This window comes from Pseudomonas sp. LBUM920, from assembly GCF_003852315.1.
Lineage (GTDB): Bacteria > Pseudomonadota > Gammaproteobacteria > Pseudomonadales > Pseudomonadaceae > Aquipseudomonas.
In genome coordinates this window covers 5,574,264-5,590,723 of the sequence record NZ_CP027762.1, presented here as the reverse complement: position 1 = coordinate 5,590,723, position 16,460 = coordinate 5,574,264, and the positions used below count along the sequence as shown (strand labels likewise).

Annotated in this window: 13 protein-coding genes and 2 tRNA genes; 12 read left to right on the top strand and 3 right to left on the bottom strand. The window is 57.9% G+C overall.

The window, feature by feature from the left end:
• Positions 1-26 precede the first annotated feature (26 nt).
• The 12 genes from tpiA to C4J83_RS25855 all read left to right on the top strand — a co-directional run bounded on the left by tpiA (position 27) and on the right by C4J83_RS25855 (position 11,208).
• The gene (gene tpiA, locus C4J83_RS25910; RefSeq protein ID WP_003194193.1) at positions 27-782 is read left to right on the top strand and encodes a triose-phosphate isomerase; all 756 of its coding nucleotides are present in this window, start codon (positions 27-29) and stop codon (positions 780-782) included.
• A 4-nt stretch (positions 783-786) separates the two neighbouring features.
• Positions 787-1,170, top strand: a complete 384-nt coding sequence (gene secG, locus C4J83_RS25905) for a preprotein translocase subunit SecG (RefSeq protein ID WP_010206600.1) — start codon at positions 787-789, stop codon at positions 1,168-1,170.
• Positions 1,171-1,192: 22 nt separating this feature from the next.
• A tRNA-Leu gene (locus C4J83_RS25900) sits at positions 1,193-1,278 on the top strand.
• Between the two features lie 96 nt (positions 1,279-1,374).
• Positions 1,375-1,451: transfer RNA gene (locus C4J83_RS25895), tRNA-Met, on the top strand.
• A 140-nt stretch (positions 1,452-1,591) separates the two neighbouring features.
• Positions 1,592-2,050: a ribosome maturation factor RimP gene (rimP, locus tag C4J83_RS25890; protein ID WP_003235029.1), complete on the top strand. Its 459-nt coding sequence runs from the start codon at positions 1,592-1,594 to the stop codon at positions 2,048-2,050.
• Positions 2,051-2,097: 47 nt separating this feature from the next.
• A complete protein-coding gene (gene nusA, locus C4J83_RS25885; protein ID WP_008057419.1) occupies positions 2,098-3,579 on the top strand; it encodes a transcription termination factor NusA in 1,482 nt (493 codons plus the stop codon).
• Positions 3,580-3,606: 27 nt separating this feature from the next.
• Positions 3,607-6,132 (top strand): translation initiation factor IF-2, encoded by a 2,526-nt coding sequence (gene infB / locus C4J83_RS25880; RefSeq protein WP_106579254.1) that lies wholly within the window; start codon positions 3,607-3,609, stop codon positions 6,130-6,132.
• Positions 6,133-6,291: 159 nt separating this feature from the next.
• On the top strand, positions 6,292-6,687 hold the full coding sequence (rbfA, locus tag C4J83_RS25875; protein ID WP_016973761.1) for a 30S ribosome-binding factor RbfA: 396 nt from the start codon (positions 6,292-6,294) through the stop codon (positions 6,685-6,687).
• A gap of 3 nt (positions 6,688-6,690) precedes the next feature.
• The gene (truB, locus tag C4J83_RS25870; protein WP_106579253.1) at positions 6,691-7,608 is read left to right on the top strand and encodes a tRNA pseudouridine(55) synthase TruB; all 918 of its coding nucleotides are present in this window, start codon (positions 6,691-6,693) and stop codon (positions 7,606-7,608) included.
• Between the two features lie 115 nt (positions 7,609-7,723).
• On the top strand, positions 7,724-7,993 hold the full coding sequence (gene rpsO, locus C4J83_RS25865) for a 30S ribosomal protein S15 (RefSeq protein WP_003176135.1): 270 nt from the start codon (positions 7,724-7,726) through the stop codon (positions 7,991-7,993).
• A 194-nt stretch (positions 7,994-8,187) separates the two neighbouring features.
• Complete coding sequence (gene pnp / locus C4J83_RS25860; protein WP_119741048.1) at positions 8,188-10,293, top strand: polyribonucleotide nucleotidyltransferase; 2,106 nt, start codon at positions 8,188-8,190, stop codon at positions 10,291-10,293.
• A 294-nt stretch (positions 10,294-10,587) separates the two neighbouring features.
• Positions 10,588-11,208, top strand: a complete 621-nt coding sequence (locus tag C4J83_RS25855; RefSeq protein ID WP_119741050.1) for a BON domain-containing protein — start codon at positions 10,588-10,590, stop codon at positions 11,206-11,208.
• A gap of 287 nt (positions 11,209-11,495) precedes the next feature.
• Here the strand turns inward: C4J83_RS25855 and C4J83_RS25850 are convergent, their stop codons facing one another.
• From C4J83_RS25850 to C4J83_RS25840, 3 genes are all read right to left on the bottom strand, one after another.
• Positions 11,496-14,429 (bottom strand): DUF748 domain-containing protein, encoded by a 2,934-nt coding sequence (locus C4J83_RS25850; RefSeq protein WP_124418489.1) that lies wholly within the window; start codon positions 14,427-14,429, stop codon positions 11,496-11,498.
• A gap of 87 nt (positions 14,430-14,516) precedes the next feature.
• A complete protein-coding gene (locus C4J83_RS25845) occupies positions 14,517-15,533 on the bottom strand; it encodes a class I SAM-dependent rRNA methyltransferase (RefSeq protein WP_124418488.1) in 1,017 nt (338 codons plus the stop codon).
• 54 nt (positions 15,534-15,587) lie between these two features.
• The gene (locus C4J83_RS25840) at positions 15,588-16,457 is read right to left on the bottom strand and encodes an oxygenase MpaB family protein (protein ID WP_106579248.1); all 870 of its coding nucleotides are present in this window, start codon (positions 16,455-16,457) and stop codon (positions 15,588-15,590) included.
• Positions 16,458-16,460: the final 3 nt, after the last annotated feature.

Genomic DNA, 16,460 nt, shown 5'->3' with positions numbered 1-16,460 from the left:
GCCCACTTTGACCGACGAGGTACAGCATGCGTCGCACTATGGTAGCTGGTAACTGGAAGATGCACGGTACCCGCGCCAGTGTCGCTGAGCTGATCAATGGCCTTCGTCACTTGGCCTTGCCTAGCGGTGTTGATGTTGCGGTTTTCCCGCCTTGCTTGCATATCAACCAGGTTGTTGATGGCTTGAAAGGTAAGTCGATTCAGGTCGGCGCGCAGAACTCTGCGGTGGAGCCCATGCAAGGTGCGTTGACCGGCGAGATTTCGCCGAGTCAGCTGGTAGATGCGGGTTGTTCCTATGTGCTTGTCGGGCACTCCGAGCGCCGTCAGATGATGGGCGAGCGTGATGGGACGCTCAATCGCAAGTTCGCAGCGGCACAGGCTTGTGGCTTGATTCCAGTGTTGTGCATAGGGGAGACCCTGGAGCAGCGTGAATCGGGCAAGACTCTTGAAGTTGTCTCGCGTCAGCTGGGCAGCATCATCGAGGAGCTGGGTGTTGGTGCGTTTGCAAAGGCAGTCATTGCTTACGAGCCGGTCTGGGCCATTGGCACCGGGCTGACTGCTACACCGCAACAGGCGCAGGATGTGCACGCAGCCATCCGCGCTCAGTTGGCGGCAGAGAATTCTGAAGTCGCGCAAGGTGTGCGGCTTCTATACGGCGGCAGCGTGAAGGCGGCCAATGCGGTCGAACTGTTCGGCATGCCGGATATCGATGGGGGGCTCATTGGTGGAGCTTCCCTGAATGCAGATGAGTTCGGTGCGATCTGTCGCGCCGCGGGAAACTGAAAAAATGCTGGAAACAGTCGTAGTCGTTTTTCATCTGTTGGCTGCCCTGGGCGTAGTTGCCCTGGTTTTGTTGCAACAGGGTAAAGGTGCGGATGCTGGTGCGTCTTTCGGTGCAGGTGCTTCAAATACTGTGTTCGGAAGCCAAGGTTCCTCTACCTTTCTTAGTAAGTTTACTGCTATACTTGCCGCCGGTTTCTTCATAACCAGCTTGGGGTTAGGTTACTTTGCTAAAGAGAAAGCTCATGTGCTGACTCAAGTAGGTCTCCCAAATCCAGCAGTGTTGGAAGTACCAAAAGCAAAACCGGCTTCTGATGATGTCCCGGTGCTTCAAGAGCAAAAGTCGGCTACTCCAGCGACTGACGTACCTCCAGCTCAAGAGCAGAAGTAAGAAGGGTTGTAAACGCTGTATTGCCGAGGTGGTGGAATTGGTAGACACGCAACCTTGAGGTGGTTGTGCCCATAGGGTGTAGGGGTTCGAGTCCCCTTCTCGGTACCAATTATCAGGAGAGCCCGCTGTTGCGGGCTTTCTTGTAGGTGGAAGGTTACATTGACCCTGTAAGGGATCGGTCGTATACTTCCGCCCCAGCTTTGTCGCGGGGTGGAGCAGTCTGGTAGCTCGTCGGGCTCATAACCCGAAGGTCGTCGGTTCAAATCCGGCCCCCGCAACCAGTTTTAGCGGAGCCCCTTTTAAGGGGCTTTTTGTTAGCTGGACACTTTCAACGCCGCTGTTCGACGGCGTTTCAAGGATGGGCGTTTCGCCCATTTTTTTATTTTGCACAGCATGCACATACATGCACGAGGGGGTTCAGGTGTCGAGCAAGCTAGAAGAGTTGCAGGCCTTGCTGGCCCCGGTGGTCGTGGCCCTAGGCTATGAATGCTGGGGTATTGAGTTTTCGGCTCAAGGTCGCCACTCAATGTTGCGCGTTTATATCGATAAAGAGGGCGGCGTGCTGGTGGACGATTGTGCCATTGTCAGCCGTCAGATCAGCGGTGTCCTGGATGTTGAAGATCCGATTTCCGTTGAATACACCCTCGAAGTTTCCTCGCCTGGCATGGAACGCCCACTGTTCACTATTGATCAGTTTGCAAAATTTGCCGGTGAACAAGTGAAGATCAAGCTGCGTTCTCCCTTTGAAGGGCGACGCAACTTTCAGGGCCTTCTGCGCGGTGTAGAAGAACAGGATGTCGTGGTGCAGGTAGAAGACCATGAATTCCTGTTGCCGATCGATATGATCGACAAGGCCAACATTATTCCCAGTTTTGACTGAGACGCGGATCCCGCGGATCCAATGGCTTGCGAAAGGCGAGGCGTACGATGAGCAAAGAAGTACTGCTGGTTGTTGAGTCGGTATCCAATGAAAAGGGCGTACCGGCAAACGTGATTTTTGAAGCGCTGGAGCTGGCCCTGGCCACTGCTACCAAAAAGCGTTTTGAAGACGAAGTTGATCTGCGTGTGGAAATCAACCGCCACACCGGTGCCTATGAGACTTTCCGTCGCTGGACGGTCGTCGAAGAAGCCGATCTTGATGATCCGGCCATCGAAACCTGGCCGAGCAAGGTTGCTGAAACGCACCCTGGCGCCAAGGTCGGTGATGTCGTCGAAGAAAAGATCGAGTCGATCGAATTCGGCCGTATTGCTGCACAGACCGCCAAGCAGGTCATCGTGCAGAAGGTTCGCGAAGCTGAGCGCGCTCAAGTCGTTGACGCTTATCGCGAGCGCCTGGGTGAAATCATCTCCGGTACCGTGAAAAAAGTTACCCGCGACAACGTGATCGTTGACCTGGGCAACAACGCTGAAGCGTTACTGGCCCGCGAAGACATCATCTCTCGTGAAACCTTCCGTGTCGGCGTGCGTCTGCGTGCGCTGCTCAAGGAAATCCGCACCGAGAACCGCGGCCCTCAGCTGATCCTGTCGCGTACCGCGCCGGAAATGCTGATCGAGCTGTTCCGTATCGAAGTGCCGGAAATTGCCGAAGGCCTGATCGAAGTCATGGCTGCGTCCCGCGACCCGGGTTCGCGCGCCAAGATCGCGGTCCGCTCCAAGGACAAACGCATCGACCCGCAGGGCGCTTGCATTGGTATGCGCGGTTCGCGCGTCCAGGCAGTGTCGGGCGAGTTGGGCGGTGAGCGTGTGGACATCGTCCTGTGGGACGATAACCCGGCGCAGTTCGTAATTAACGCCATGTCGCCGGCTGAAGTGGCGGCAATTATCGTTGACGAAGATGCCCATGCAATGGACATCGCCGTTGGCGCAGATAATCTGGCTCAGGCCATTGGTCGTGGTGGTCAGAACGTGCGTCTGGCCAGCCAACTGACCGGCTGGACCCTGAACGTGATGACCGAATCGGACATCCAGGCTAAGCAGCAAGCTGAAACCGGTGACATCCTGCGCAACTTCATCGACGAGCTGGAAGTCGACGAAGACCTGGCGCAGGTGCTGGTAGATGAAGGCTTCACCAGCCTGGAAGAGATTGCCTACGTACCGTTGGAAGAAATGCTCAACATCGACGGCTTTGACGAAGACACCGTCAACGAGCTTCGCGCTCGGGCCAAGGATCGTTTGTTGACTAAAGCCATCGCTACTGAGGAAAAGCTGGCAGACGCCCATCCGGCCGAAGACCTGCTCTCGCTTGAGGGTATGGACAAGGATTTGGCGATGGAACTGGCGGTGCGCGGCGTAATTACCCGCGAAGACCTGGCCGAGCAGTCTATTGACGATCTGCTCGACATCGACGGCATTGACGATGATCGTGCCGGCAAGTTGATCATGGCCGCCCGAGCCCATTGGTTCGAGTAACTAGGCGCGGCCTGAGGAGAGAAGTGCATGACGCAAGTCACGGTGAAACAACTGGCCGATGAGGTCAAAACACCGGTAGAGCGCCTGTTGCAGCAGATGCGTGAGGCAGGTCTGCCGCACACCGCCGCCGATGAAGGTGTGAGCGACAGTGAGAAGCAGTCTTTGCTGACTCACTTGAAGAGCAGCCACAAGGCGAAAGTGGAAGAACCGCGCAAGATTACATTGCAGCGCAAAACCACCAGCACCCTGCGTGTTGCTGGTAGCAAGAGCATCAGCGTTGAAGTACGCAAGAAGAAAGTCTTCGTACAGCGCAGCCCGGAAGAAATCGAAGCCGAGCGCAAACGCGAACTGGATGAACGTCGCGCAGTAGAGAATGCTGCTCGTCAGAAGGCTGAAGAAGAAGCCAAGCGTCGCGCCGAAGAAGAAGCGCGCCGCCAGCCTGCTGCTGCGCAACCTGCTGGTACTGACGCGGTCGCCGCTCCTGTAGCGCCTGTTGAAGCTGTGCGTGAGGCTGCTCCGGTTGCCGCTGCACCTGCTCCTGCAGCAGACGCTCGCAAGCGCGACGAGCCTCGTCGTCCGGACAAACCACGTGCCGACGATAACAATCGTCGCGGTGGTGGTGGCGATGGCGAGCGTAAAAACGCTCCACATCGTGCCTCGGTCAAAGAGAAAGCGCCTGCTCCACGCGTTGCTCCACGTACTACCGACGAAGAAAGCGATGGCTTCCGTCGTGGTGGTCGCGGCAAGGCCAAGCTGAAAAAGCGCAACGCCCACGGTTTCCAGAGCCCAACGGGCCCTGTCGTGCGTGATGTGCAGATCGGCGAGACCATCACGGTTGGCGATCTCGCCAATCAGATGTCGGTCAAGGCTGCTGAAATCATCAAGTTCATGTTCAAACTGGGTACTCCAGCGACCATCAACCAGGTACTGGACCAGGAAACTGCCCAACTGGTTGCTGAAGAGCTGGGCCACAAAGTGACCCTGGTCAGCGACACCGCCCTGGAAGATTCCCTGGCCGAGTCCCTGAAGTTTGAAGGTGAGTCGTTCTCCCGTGCGCCAGTTGTGACCGTAATGGGCCACGTTGACCACGGTAAGACCTCGCTGCTCGACTACATCCGTCGTGCCAAGGTAGCTGCTGGCGAAGCCGGCGGTATCACCCAGCACATCGGTGCATACCACGTTGAAACCGAACGCGGCATGGTCACTTTCCTCGACACCCCTGGTCACGCCGCGTTTACCGCAATGCGTGCCCGTGGTGCCAAGGCGACTGACATCGTGATTCTGGTGGTTGCAGCGGACGACGGCGTGATGCCGCAGACCATTGAAGCTGTCCAGCACGCCAAGGCCGCTGGTGTTCCACTGGTTGTTGCCGTGAACAAAATCGACAAGCCGGGCGCCGATCTCGATCGCATCCGTAGCGAGCTGTCGGTTCACGGCGTGACGTCCGAAGAGTGGGGCGGTGATACGCCGTTCGTTTCGGTCTCGGCAAAAGTCGGTACCGGTGTAGACGAGCTGCTCGAAGCGGTCCTGCTGCAAGCTGAAGTACTCGAACTGAAAGCAACGCCATCGGCCCCGGGTCGCGGTGTTGTGGTTGAATCGCGTCTCGACAAAGGTCGTGGCCCGGTTGCAACCGTTCTGGTTCAAGACGGTACGCTGCGCCAAGGCGACATGGTGCTGGTCGGTTCGAACTACGGCCGTGTACGTGCCATGCTCGACGAGAACGGCAAGCCAATCAAGGAAGCCGGTCCTTCCATCCCTGTCGAGATTCTCGGCCTGGACGGTACCCCGGACGCTGGCGATGAGATGAGCGTAGTAGCCGACGAGAAGAAAGCCCGTGAAGTGGCTCTGTTCCGTCAAGGCAAGTTCCGCGAAGTCAAACTGGCCCGTGCTCACGCCGGCAAGCTGGAAAACATCTTCGAAAACATGGGCCAGGCAGAGAAGAAGACGCTTAACATCGTCCTCAAATCTGACGTCCGTGGTTCCCTCGAAGCGTTGAACGGCGCCTTGAACGGCCTGGGTAACGACGAAGTGCAAGTGCGCGTTGTCGGTGGCGGTGTCGGTGGTATCACCGAGTCCGACGCCAACCTGGCACTGGCTTCCAACGCTGTACTGTTCGGCTTCAACGTGCGTGCCGATGCTGGCGCTCGCAAGATCGTCGAGCAGGAAGGCCTGGACATGCGTTACTACAACGTCATCTACGACATCATCGAAGACGTCAAGAAAGCCCTTACCGGTATGCTTGGCAGCGACGTTCGGGAGAATATCCTGGGTGTTGCCGAGGTGCGTGACGTGTTCCGCTCGCCGAAATTCGGCGCGATCGCCGGTTGCATGGTTATCGAAGGTGTTGTGCACCGTAACCGTCCAATCCGTGTACTGCGTGAAGACATCGTTATCTTCGAAGGCGAGCTGGAATCCCTGCGCCGCTTCAAGGATGACGCTTCCGAAGTGCGTGCCGGCATGGAATGCGGTATCGGCGTCAAGAGCTACAACGACGTCAAAGCTGGCGACAAGATCGAAGTCTACGAGAAGGTTCAGGTTGCTCGCAGCCTCTAACTCGCGCACTTCCGGAGCCACGCGGCGCGTGGGCATGCAGATGCCCCGCGCAGCGTACGGACTCTAAACGCAACGCCCGGTCTGGCTTTTGTCAGGCCGGGCGTTTGCCGCTTTCAGACCCCACTGGTTTCACCGTGTGGCAGTAACAGGTAACAAGACATGGCAAAAGAATACAGCCGTACCCAGCGTATCGGCGATCAGATGCAGCGCGAGCTGGCCCAACTGATCCGTCGCGAAGTCAAAGACCCACGCGTTGGCCTGGTCACCATCACCGCCGTTGAAGTGAGCCGCGACGTAGGTCACGCGAAGATCTTCATCACCGTGATGGGCCAGGACAGCAGCGAAGAAATCGCGCAAAGCATCAAGGTGCTCAACTCGGCTGCAGGTTTCCTGCGCATGCAGTTGGCCCGCGAAATGAAGCTGCGCAGCGTGCCTCAGTTGCACTTCCACTACGACGAAAGCGTCGTGCGTGGTGCGCACCTGTCGGCGCTGATCGAGCGCGCCGTGGCTGAAGACAGCCAGCACCCGTCCACACCTGAAGACGCCAAGGAGTAAGCGGTGGCTCAGGTCAAACGTATCCGTCGCAACGTCAGCGGCATCATTCTGCTCGACAAGCCCATTGGCTTTACCTCCAATGCTGCCTTGCAGAAAGTTCGCTGGCTGCTCAATGCCGAGAAGGCCGGGCACACCGGCAGTCTCGACCCCCTGGCCACCGGCGTGCTGCCGTTGTGCTTTGGTGAGGCGACCAAGTTCTCGCAATACCTGCTCGATTCCGACAAGGGTTACGAAACCCTGATGCAACTGGGCAAGACCACCACCACGGCCGATGCCGAGGGTGATGTTCTGCAGGTTCGTGACGTGACCGTTGGTCGTGCTGATATTGAAGCTGCTTTACCCGGTTTTCGTGGGCAAATCAGTCAGATACCGCCGATGTACTCGGCCCTCAAGCGTGATGGCCAGCCTCTGTACAAGCTGGCACGTGCGGGTGAAGTAGTGGAGCGCGAACCGCGTTCTGTTACTATTGCGCGCTTGGAATTGCTCGCCCATGAAGGCGACACTGCCCGCTTGGCCGTGGACTGCAGCAAAGGCACCTATATCCGTACCCTGGTGGAAGATATTGGTGAAAAGCTCGGTTGCGGCGCGTACGTTGCAGAATTGCGACGCACCCAGGCCGGTCCTTTCAGTCTGGCCCAGACGGTCACGCTGGAAGAGTTGGAAGCAGTACATGCCGAAGGCGGCAATGAAGCAGTTGATCGCTTCCTGATGCCATCGGACAGCGGTTTGCTGGATTGGCCATTGCTGCACTTCTCGGAGCACAGCGCGTTCTACTGGCTCAATGGCCAACCGGTACGTGCCCCGGATGCTCCGAAGTTCGGTATGGTGCGGGTACAGGATCATAACGGTCGCTTCATCGGTATCGGTGAAGTGAGCGAAGACGGGCGCATCGCGCCGCGTCGACTGATTCGGTCAGAATGACCGAACGAGTGTGGCTGTTAACAGGCACGGTCAACACTCATTTTTAGATACAGGGATTTTTCCCTGGCCTGTTGAGATCACCCTTTGGGTGGTTTCCTGAAAAAAGGATTGCCTCATGGCTCTCGACGTTCAAGAAAAAGCACAAATCGTAGCTGACTATCAGCAAGCTGTTGGTGACACTGGTTCGCCAGAAGTGCAAGTTGCACTGCTGACCCACAACATCAACAAGCTGCAAGGTCACTTCAAGGCCAACGGTAAAGATCACCACTCCCGTCGTGGTCTGATCCGCATGGTAAACCAGCGCCGTAAGCTGCTGGACTACCTGAAAGGCAAGGATCTGGGTCGTTATCAGGCTCTGATCGGTCGCCTGGGTCTGCGTCGCTAATCAGCGATTGCGCTAGAGGTTGGTTGTCTGCCGTGTGTCAGTGGGATTCCCGCTGGCCCATGGCAGGCTCCCAGCCTCAAGTTTTATCTGGATACACGTTTTACCCTGGACGAGCGTCGGGCCGATTCCCTGCATTGCCCAAGAATTTCGCAAGAAGACAAGTTCCCCAAGAGCCACAAAGAAGGTAGGACACCGTGAACCCGGTTATCAAAAAATTCCAGTTCGGTCAGTCGACCGTTACCCTCGAGACAGGCCGTATCGCCCGTCAAGCCTCCGGCGCAGTGCTGGTCACCGTTGACGACGACGTTACCGTATTGGTGACCGTTGTTGGCGCCAAGACCGCTGACCCAAGCAAAGGCTTCTTCCCTCTTTCTGTTCACTACCAGGAAAAGACTTACGCTGCCGGTAAGATCCCTGGCGGTTTCTTCAAGCGCGAAGGCCGTCCTTCCGAAAAAGAAACCCTGACTTCCCGACTGATCGACCGTCCGATCCGTCCGCTGTTCCCAGAAGGCTTCATGAACGAAGTGCAGGTTGTCTGCACCGTCGTTTCCACCAGCAAGAAGACCGATCCGGACATCGCTGCGATGATCGGTACTTCGGCTGCCCTGGCCATCTCCGGTATTCCTTTTGATGGTCCGATCGGCGCAGCTCGCGTTGCTTTCCATGAAAGCACCGGCTACCTGCTGAACCCGACTTACGAACAACAGAAAGCGTCGAGCCTGGACATGGTCGTTGCCGGTACGTCGGAAGCCGTGTTGATGGTTGAATCGGAAGCCAAAGAGCTGACCGAAGACCAGATGCTGGGCGCGGTACTGTTTGCTCACGACGAGTTCCAGGTTGTGATCAACGCTGTTAAAGAACTGGCCGCCGAAGCTGCCAAGCCGACTTGGACCTGGGCTCCACAAGCCGAAGCGACTGAACTGCTGGGTGCTATCCGCTCCGAGTTCGGCGCTGCGATCTCCGACGCCTACACCATCACCGTCAAGGCCGACCGCTACGCTCGCCTGGGCGAGCTGAAGGAACAGGTTGTGGCCAAGCTGTCCGGCGAAGAAGGCCAGCCTTCTTCCAGCGACGTCAAAGCTGCCTTCGGTGAAATCGAATACCGCACCGTTCGCGAAAACATCGTTAACGGCAAGCCGCGTATCGATGGTCGCGACACGCGCACCGTACGTCCGCTGAACATCGAAGTCGGCGTTCTGCCGAAGACCCACGGTTCGGCCTTGTTCACCCGTGGTGAAACTCAGGCTCTGGTAGTTGCAACGCTGGGTACTGCCCGTGACGCACAGCTGCTGGACACCCTGGAAGGCGAGAAAAAAGACCCGTTCATGCTGCACTACAACTTCCCTCCGTTCTCGGTAGGTGAGTGTGGTCGCATGGGTGGTGCTGGTCGTCGCGAAATCGGTCACGGCCGTCTGGCCCGTCGTTCGATTGCAGCCATGCTGCCTGCTGCCGACGTGTTCCCGTACACCATCCGTGTGGTGTCGGAAATCACCGAGTCCAACGGTTCCAGCTCCATGGCTTCGGTCTGCGGTGCTTCCCTGGCGCTGATGGACGCTGGTGTGCCGATGAAGGCTCCGGTTGCCGGTATCGCCATGGGCCTGGTTAAAGAAGGCGAGAAGTTCGCCATCCTGACCGACATCCTGGGCGACGAAGACCACCTGGGCGACATGGACTTCAAAGTAGCCGGTACCGCTAAAGGTGTTACCGCGCTGCAGATGGACATCAAGATCAAGGGCATCACCGAAGAGATCATGGAAATCGCTCTGGGCCAAGCCCTGGAAGCGCGCCTGAACATCCTCGGCCAGATGAACCAGATCATTGGTCAGTCGCGCACCGAGCTGTCGGAAAATGCTCCGACCATGATCGCGATGAAAATCGACACCGACAAAATCCGTGATGTTATCGGTAAAGGCGGCGCGACCATTCGTGCGATCTGTGAAGAGACCAAGGCTTCGATCGACATCGAAGACGACGGCTCGATCAAGATCTTCGGCGAAACCAAAGAAGCTGCAGAAGCTGCACGTCAGCGCGTTCTGGGTATCACCGCAGAAGCCGAGATCGGCAAGATCTACGTCGGTAAAGTTGAACGCATCGTCGACTTCGGCGCATTCGTCAACATCCTGCCGGGCAAAGACGGTCTGGTTCACATCTCCATGCTGAGCGACGCTCGTGTTGAGAAAGTGACCGACATTCTCAAAGAAGGTCAGGAAGTGGAAGTGCTGGTACTGGACGTGGACAACCGCGGCCGTATCAAGCTGTCCATCAAGGACGTAGCAGCAGCCAAGGCTTCGGGCGTTTAATTACCCTGGCCTCATGCTGAAAAAAGGGACTCTTCGGAGTCCTTTTTTTATGCGCGTAGGAAAATGCCGATAAATCAGATGCTTAGTAAATCCCAAAAGCCGCAACTTGCATGCAAGAACGGTCTTCTTCATGCAAGTTGCACGATTCCGAAAATTGGCGCTTTTTATAAGTCATTGTTTTATAAGGATTTAATTCGAAAGCGCGACTTGGCACACTGCCTGCAATAACCCTGTTAACGCTGCAGCATCAAGGTTTACCCACTGCAGACTTTCAATAAAACAGGAGTTACTCGTATGAAGAAGTTCGCTCTCGCTACTGCTACCGCTCTGACCCTGGCCATGGGTGCTAACGTGGCCTTTGCTCAGACTTCCCAAGCTCCAATGACCATGGCCGCTGGCGAAGTGACCAAAGCCAAAGAATCCACTTCGGATACTTGGATCACCACCAAAGTCAAAGCTGACCTGCTGACCGAGAAAGGCATTCCTGGTTCGGACATCAAGGTTGAAACCAACAAAGGTGTGGTTTCCCTGTCGTCGACCGTAGCGATCTCTGATTCGCAGAAAGCCACTGCAGTAGCAATCACCAAGCGCATCAAAGGTGTGACCGCTGTATCTGCTGACGGCCTGCTGGCAGGCGGCGCAACTAAAGCCGACAACGTCGACAAAACCAAAGGCGCAGCAGCTGACGCCAAGGGCGCCACTTCCGATACCTGGATCACCACCAAAGTAAAAGCTGACCTGGTAACCGAGAAAGGCATTCCTGGCACCGACATCAAAGTCGAAACCAACAAAGGCGTAGTGTCTCTGTCCTCTTCGGTCGCAGTGACTGAAGCACAGAAAACCACCGCGGTGAATATCGCCAAGAAAATCAAGGGCGTTAAAGCTGTATCGGCCGATGGCCTGAAAGCAGAGTAACGCTTCACTGTTCGTCTGAACTGAATGGCGGCGGCTTAGGGTGAGTTAGATATCCACCCAAGGCACCTCTGGAGTTCATGCGACCGACCACACGGATGTGGTCATTACAGGCCCCGGCACTTGTGTCGGGGCCTGTTCTATTCTGGGCAGAAAAGACCTAAGTCGATTACACACAAATGTGGGAGCTGGCTTGCCCGCGATAGCATCACCTCGATTCAACTGAATGACCGAGGTGTGTGCATCGCAGGCCAGCCAGCTCCCACGTTTGGATGGGTGTCGCTCAGGTGTTACTCAGCATCCAGATGCATTGGGGTTACCACCCGGCCATCCTTTTCCGCCTGCCCCAGGTTGGCATCAATGAAGTACACCCGGTCATCTTCCAACTGGCCCTTGTCCACCAGGTAGTCCTTGATGGCACTGGCTCGGTCTTGCCCCAGTTGACGCAGCAGTACATCACTGGCGCCCCAGAACTTGATCAGCCCGTCACGCAGCTTCGCGGTGCGTTCATCGCTGCTCAAGTCTTTCCACTCGGCCGGCGGTTGCTGTTTCAGGCGGGTGCGGTAGATGCCTTCCAGCAATGGCGCTTTTTCCTTCTCGGGTACGACCAGCAGCGAAGCCTGGGCCGGAACCTTATCGCCACGGCGCTGCAGTATCTTGTAGTAGTTGTACTGATATTCACGTTCCAGTCGCTCGGCAGCGAGCAAGGGGCCGTCACTGCTGGCAGCCGCCGTGCCTTCGATTTCAAGACGCAGGGTAGGGCGCTCTTTGAGTGCCTTGGCCAGGGTGTCCAGCGCGCCTTGAGCGTCTTTGTTCAACTCGCTGGAGCCTGGGGCGAACGACACATTGCCCAAGTCTTCCGAGCCTCCGCCCGTCACCAGCCCACCGATGAACTTGAACGGCGCCGTCGCCGCGCGCACCACCAGGTTACGCAGGGTTTGCCAGACAATCGGCATCACACTGAATTGCGGGTTGTTCAGGTCGCCGGTGACCGGAAGTTCGATGGAGATCTTGCCGTCGGAGTCCTTGAGCAGGGCAATGGCCAGGCGAATCGGCAAATCCACGGCGTCGGCGCTGTCGACTTTCTCACCCAGTTGCAGTTGCTCAACCACCACTTTGTTTTCAGCCTTCAATTGGCCTTTGGTGATCACATAATGCAGGTCCAGGTTAAGCCTGCCCTTGCGGATGCGGAAACCGGCGAACTTGCCGGAGTACGGCGTCAACGTGGTCAACTCGACGCGTTTGAAGCTGGTGGCGATATCCAGCGCCGCCATCGGATCAAACGGGTTCACGCTGCCTTTGATGGTCACTGGCGCATAGCGATCCACCTTGCCCTTGATGTCGACGCTGGCCGGTTTGGCTTGGCGACTGTCAATGGTGCCGATCTGCCCGTTGAGCTGTTGAATGGCCGTGGCAAAGTTGGGCGTGAGGCTGAAGTCGGCAAAGTTGGCCGAGCCGTCATTGATCGCGATCTGCCCTATATTGATGCCCAACGGCTTATCTTTGCTGGCCGCCGGCTTGGCTGCCGATTTGGCGCCACTGTCGGCCGGCTGCGGGATCAACAGGTCATCGATGTTGGTGGTGCGGTCATCATTGATCATGAAGCGCGCGTACGGTTGCAGCAGGTTGACCTTGTCGATCGACAGGCTGTCGCCGTGTTGATAATTGACACCTTCGAGCACCAGGCGCTGCCATTTGAGGAAGTCGCGGGTCTTGAGCGTGTCCAGGGTGTGCAATTGGTCGACCTGAGCGCGGCCGGTGACCTGAAGCGCCAAGGGCTCGGTGCTCTTGAGGTTTACATCCAGGTTGCTGCCCAACATACCGCTGCGCAGTTCCAGCCGAATGAACGGGCTGATATAGGACTGAGCAACCCGCAGGTCGATGTCCTGGGTATTCACTTTGAGTTTGGCGCTGACCGGGTTGAGATTGACCTCGCCGGTTGCCTGAATCTTGCCTTGTTTACCCAGGCCGGAGTCGACCTTCAAGGTAAACGGGCTTTGGTTCAGGCTGTCGAAGTTCTGCACATCGACGTTCAAGGGCCCCAGTTCCAGCGCTACCGCAGGTTTGGCCTGACGGTCGGCCAGGTGCACCTGATAGTTACGCAGCTGCACATCCTTGAGCAGTACCTGCCAGGGCTTGCTAGGTGCGGCCGGTTCAGCCTTTGGCGAGTCGGCCGTCGCCGGCGCGGTGGCGGGCTCGGGCGCCTTGGCCGGTTTGCTCGGTTGGCTGGCGAACAGTTTTTGCCAGTCCAATTGCCCATCGGCTTCGCGGGCGGCCCAGGTTTCCAGCTTGTTGCTGCGAATCTTGCCGACCACCACGTGCTGCTTGGCCAGGTCCACCGTGGTGTCACTGACGTCCAAGCGTTCCAGGCGCACCAATGGGCGGCCATCGGGCGCCTTGATAGCAAACGGCGCAATGCTGGCCGCCGTGTTGGTCAGGTTCAGTTCGGTTTCTTTGGCGAGGCTGAATGTGTAGTGGGTGCTGAAATTCAGCACACCGTCTTCCAGCACAAGCGGCACGGCGTCACGGACATACGGCCACCAGGCTTTCATCTTGCCGTCGGTGACTTTCAGCGTGCCCTCGGACGTGATCGGTACCAGGCTGAAGTTGCCTTTCCAGTCGATCTGCCCACCCTCGGGGCCGGCGGCCACCAGCGTCATGTCGGCGTTGTCTTCCGGCAAGGTGCTGAGGTTTTTCAGTTCAAAGTCGAGTTTGTCGTAGAGGAATTCGATCGGTTCGCTGGGACGCAGGTCTTGAAAATGCACATAGCCGCCCGCCAGCTTGATGCTGTCGATGCGCAGCGGGAACGGCTTGGCGTTCGGGTCGGCCGGAGTCGGTTCGCTCGGCGGCAGCTTGAACAACTGCGCCAGGTTCAGCTGGCCGGATTTGTTGAACAGCAGCTCAGTCTTGGGTTGATCGAGTTGCACATCGGCCAGGTGCAGGGCACGAGTCCAGAGGCTGTCGATCTGCAGGTTGGCGTAGAGACGCTCGAAACCCACTTGCTCCTTGCCTGGTTCGCCGATTTTCAAGCCCCAGGCTGTCACTTCCAGGCTGAACGGATTGAGTTCGATACGCTCGATGCGTGCCGGCACCGTGGCGTAATGGGCCAGCTGTTGATTGGCAATACGAAGGGCAATGCCCGGCAGAATCAGAAAACCCAGCAAGCTGTACAGAGCCAGGGCGGTCAACAAGGCGCCAGCGGCGCGGATCAATCCTTTGGGCATGAGTGACGCCATCTATGTCGAACAGGAGTGCCTTGGAGTATGGCACGGGATTTCGGTTCCGAAGCACCGGGCCTCTTGGGAAAAGTACTACAGCTGCAGGATGAGGGTTTTCAACGGTGGCTGCTGGTCCTGGGAAGGGAAGTCGGCGCCCGGCGTCATGATTTGCCAATCGCGTACCGGGCGGCCGGCTTTCTCAGCGCAACGCAGCACCTGTTCGCGCCAGTCATCCATGCTGACTTTCGCCAAGTTGTTGCAGCAGATCAGCACGCCATTGTCGGCCGTCGCGAGCAGCGCAGGCTTGAGCAGGCTCTGGTAGTCACGCAACAGGTCAACGGTGCCGAAGGCGCTCTTGGCCCATGCCGGTGGGTCGAGCAATACCAGGTCATATTGGCGCTGCTCGAGGCGTGGATAGCTCGGCAGTTTCTGCCCGCGACGTTGAGTGATCGGCAAGCCCGCCAGTTGGCGAATCGCCGGGAAGTAGTCGGACTGCACGAATTCCATGGTTGGCAATTGTGGGTTGAGCAGACCGTTTTCGCGACCGACCGCCAGGTTGCCCTCGGCGAAGTCCAGGTTGCACACCTCACGCGCGCCACCGGCCGCCGCGCTCAGGCCGACGCCGCAGGTGTAGGCGAACAGGTTGAGCACGCTCTTGCCGGCGCTGTGCGCCTTGACCCAGCCGCGGGTGTTGCGCAGGTCCAGGAACAGCAGCGGGTCTTGCCCGGCGTGGCGCCCACGCACGCGATAATTGAGGCCCCATTCGTGGCCAACCAGGTCTACCAGCGCGGCAGGCTCGGCGCGGTACACCGTGTCTTCACGGTCGATGCGCGAGTTGCCACGGGAGCGATCGTTGTAGACCAGCAGCAATTCCAGGCCCATGAACTGGTTGATCAGTTGGTGCAGGTCCAAGAGGTCAGCTGTTTCCAGGGATTGATGGAAACTCTGCACCAGCAACTGTGGGCCGTAACGGTCGATAGACAGGCCGCCGGCGCCTTCCTGGCTGCCATGAAACAAGCGGTAGCAGTCAGTGCCTTGGGCGTGCAACTCGTTGATCAGGTCTTGGCGATAATCGAGGGCGGCGCGCAGCGCCTGATTCAAGGGAGTCATGGAGCGCGCCTTGCTGTAAATGGGGCGCGGAGTTTAACAGCTATAGGCGCCGGCCTACATCAACCCCATCCGCCGATGGGCACGCTGCACCGAGCCATTGCGCATCGCCCAGCGCAGCAACGGCGCACTGCGCTTGACCCCGGCGCGGACCATTTGCCGTTGCAGCGGGCTTTGGTGTTGCCCGAGCAGGCTGCTTGCCCAGTCCGGCAGCAAGTCGATCCCCGCCTGCATCATCAGCGCGCCAAAAGGTTTGGCCAGCGTGCTGGGTGACGGTGCATTGAGCAGCAGACGCAACACTTCGCGGCTGCGCTCGTCGCACAGCAGTTGCGGACGAATGCGTGCCAGGTAATCCGAAATTTCCTGCCGTGAACGCGGAACATGCCGCGCGCCCAAGCGTTCGGCCACCAACGCAATTTCACTGTAGTAGCGGTCCTGATCCCGACCCGAAAGGCGCGGGTTGCAGTAACGCAGGTGGGCCGCGAGGAAGTTGCTGACCTCCGCCACATGCACCCACGTCAGCAGCGCCGGATCACTGGCCGCGTAAGGTCGCCCGTCCGGGGCATGCCCCGTCACTTGCAGGTGAATGGTGCGCACTTTTTCGATCAGCCATTCGGCGTCTTTGCGCGAGCCGAACGTGGTGCCGGAAATAAACTGCGAGGTGCGCCGTAAGCGCCCAAGCATGTCCTGGCGAAAATTCGAGTGGTCCCACACACCCGCCAGTGCCAGCGGGTGCAAGGCTTGCAGCATCAAGGCGCTGATACCACCAATCAACATGCTGCTGAAATCGCCATGGACTTGCCAACTGACCGAGTCCGGCCCGAACAGGCCTGGATCGCCCTTGGGGTTTTCCAGGTCCAGCTGGCCCAGCGACAGGCCGGTGAGGCTCATCAGCTGGGTTTCGATACGGTTGCGGATAAATTCCATGGC

Excerpts from the sequence above, each read along its gene's own strand:
- tpiA (WP_003194193.1), top strand. The coding sequence starts at position 27 with ATGCGTCGCACTATGGTAGCTGGTAACTGGAAGATGCACGGTACCCGC.
- secG (WP_010206600.1), top strand. The coding sequence starts at position 787 with ATGCTGGAAACAGTCGTAGTCGTTTTTCATCTGTTGGCTGCCCTGGGC.
- nusA (WP_008057419.1), top strand. The coding sequence starts at position 2,098 with ATGAGCAAAGAAGTACTGCTGGTTGTTGAGTCGGTATCCAATGAAAAG.
- infB (WP_106579254.1), top strand. The coding sequence starts at position 3,607 with ATGACGCAAGTCACGGTGAAACAACTGGCCGATGAGGTCAAAACACCG.
- rbfA (WP_016973761.1), top strand. The coding sequence starts at position 6,292 with ATGGCAAAAGAATACAGCCGTACCCAGCGTATCGGCGATCAGATGCAG.
- rpsO (WP_003176135.1), top strand. The coding sequence starts at position 7,724 with ATGGCTCTCGACGTTCAAGAAAAAGCACAAATCGTAGCTGACTATCAG.
- C4J83_RS25855 (WP_119741050.1), top strand. The coding sequence starts at position 10,588 with ATGAAGAAGTTCGCTCTCGCTACTGCTACCGCTCTGACCCTGGCCATG.
- C4J83_RS25850 (WP_124418489.1), bottom strand. The coding sequence starts at position 14,429 with ATGCCCAAAGGATTGATCCGCGCCGCTGGCGCCTTGTTGACCGCCCTG.
- C4J83_RS25845 (WP_124418488.1), bottom strand. The coding sequence starts at position 15,533 with ATGACTCCCTTGAATCAGGCGCTGCGCGCCGCCCTCGATTATCGCCAA.
- C4J83_RS25840 (WP_106579248.1), bottom strand. The coding sequence starts at position 16,457 with ATGGAATTTATCCGCAACCGTATCGAAACCCAGCTGATGAGCCTCACC.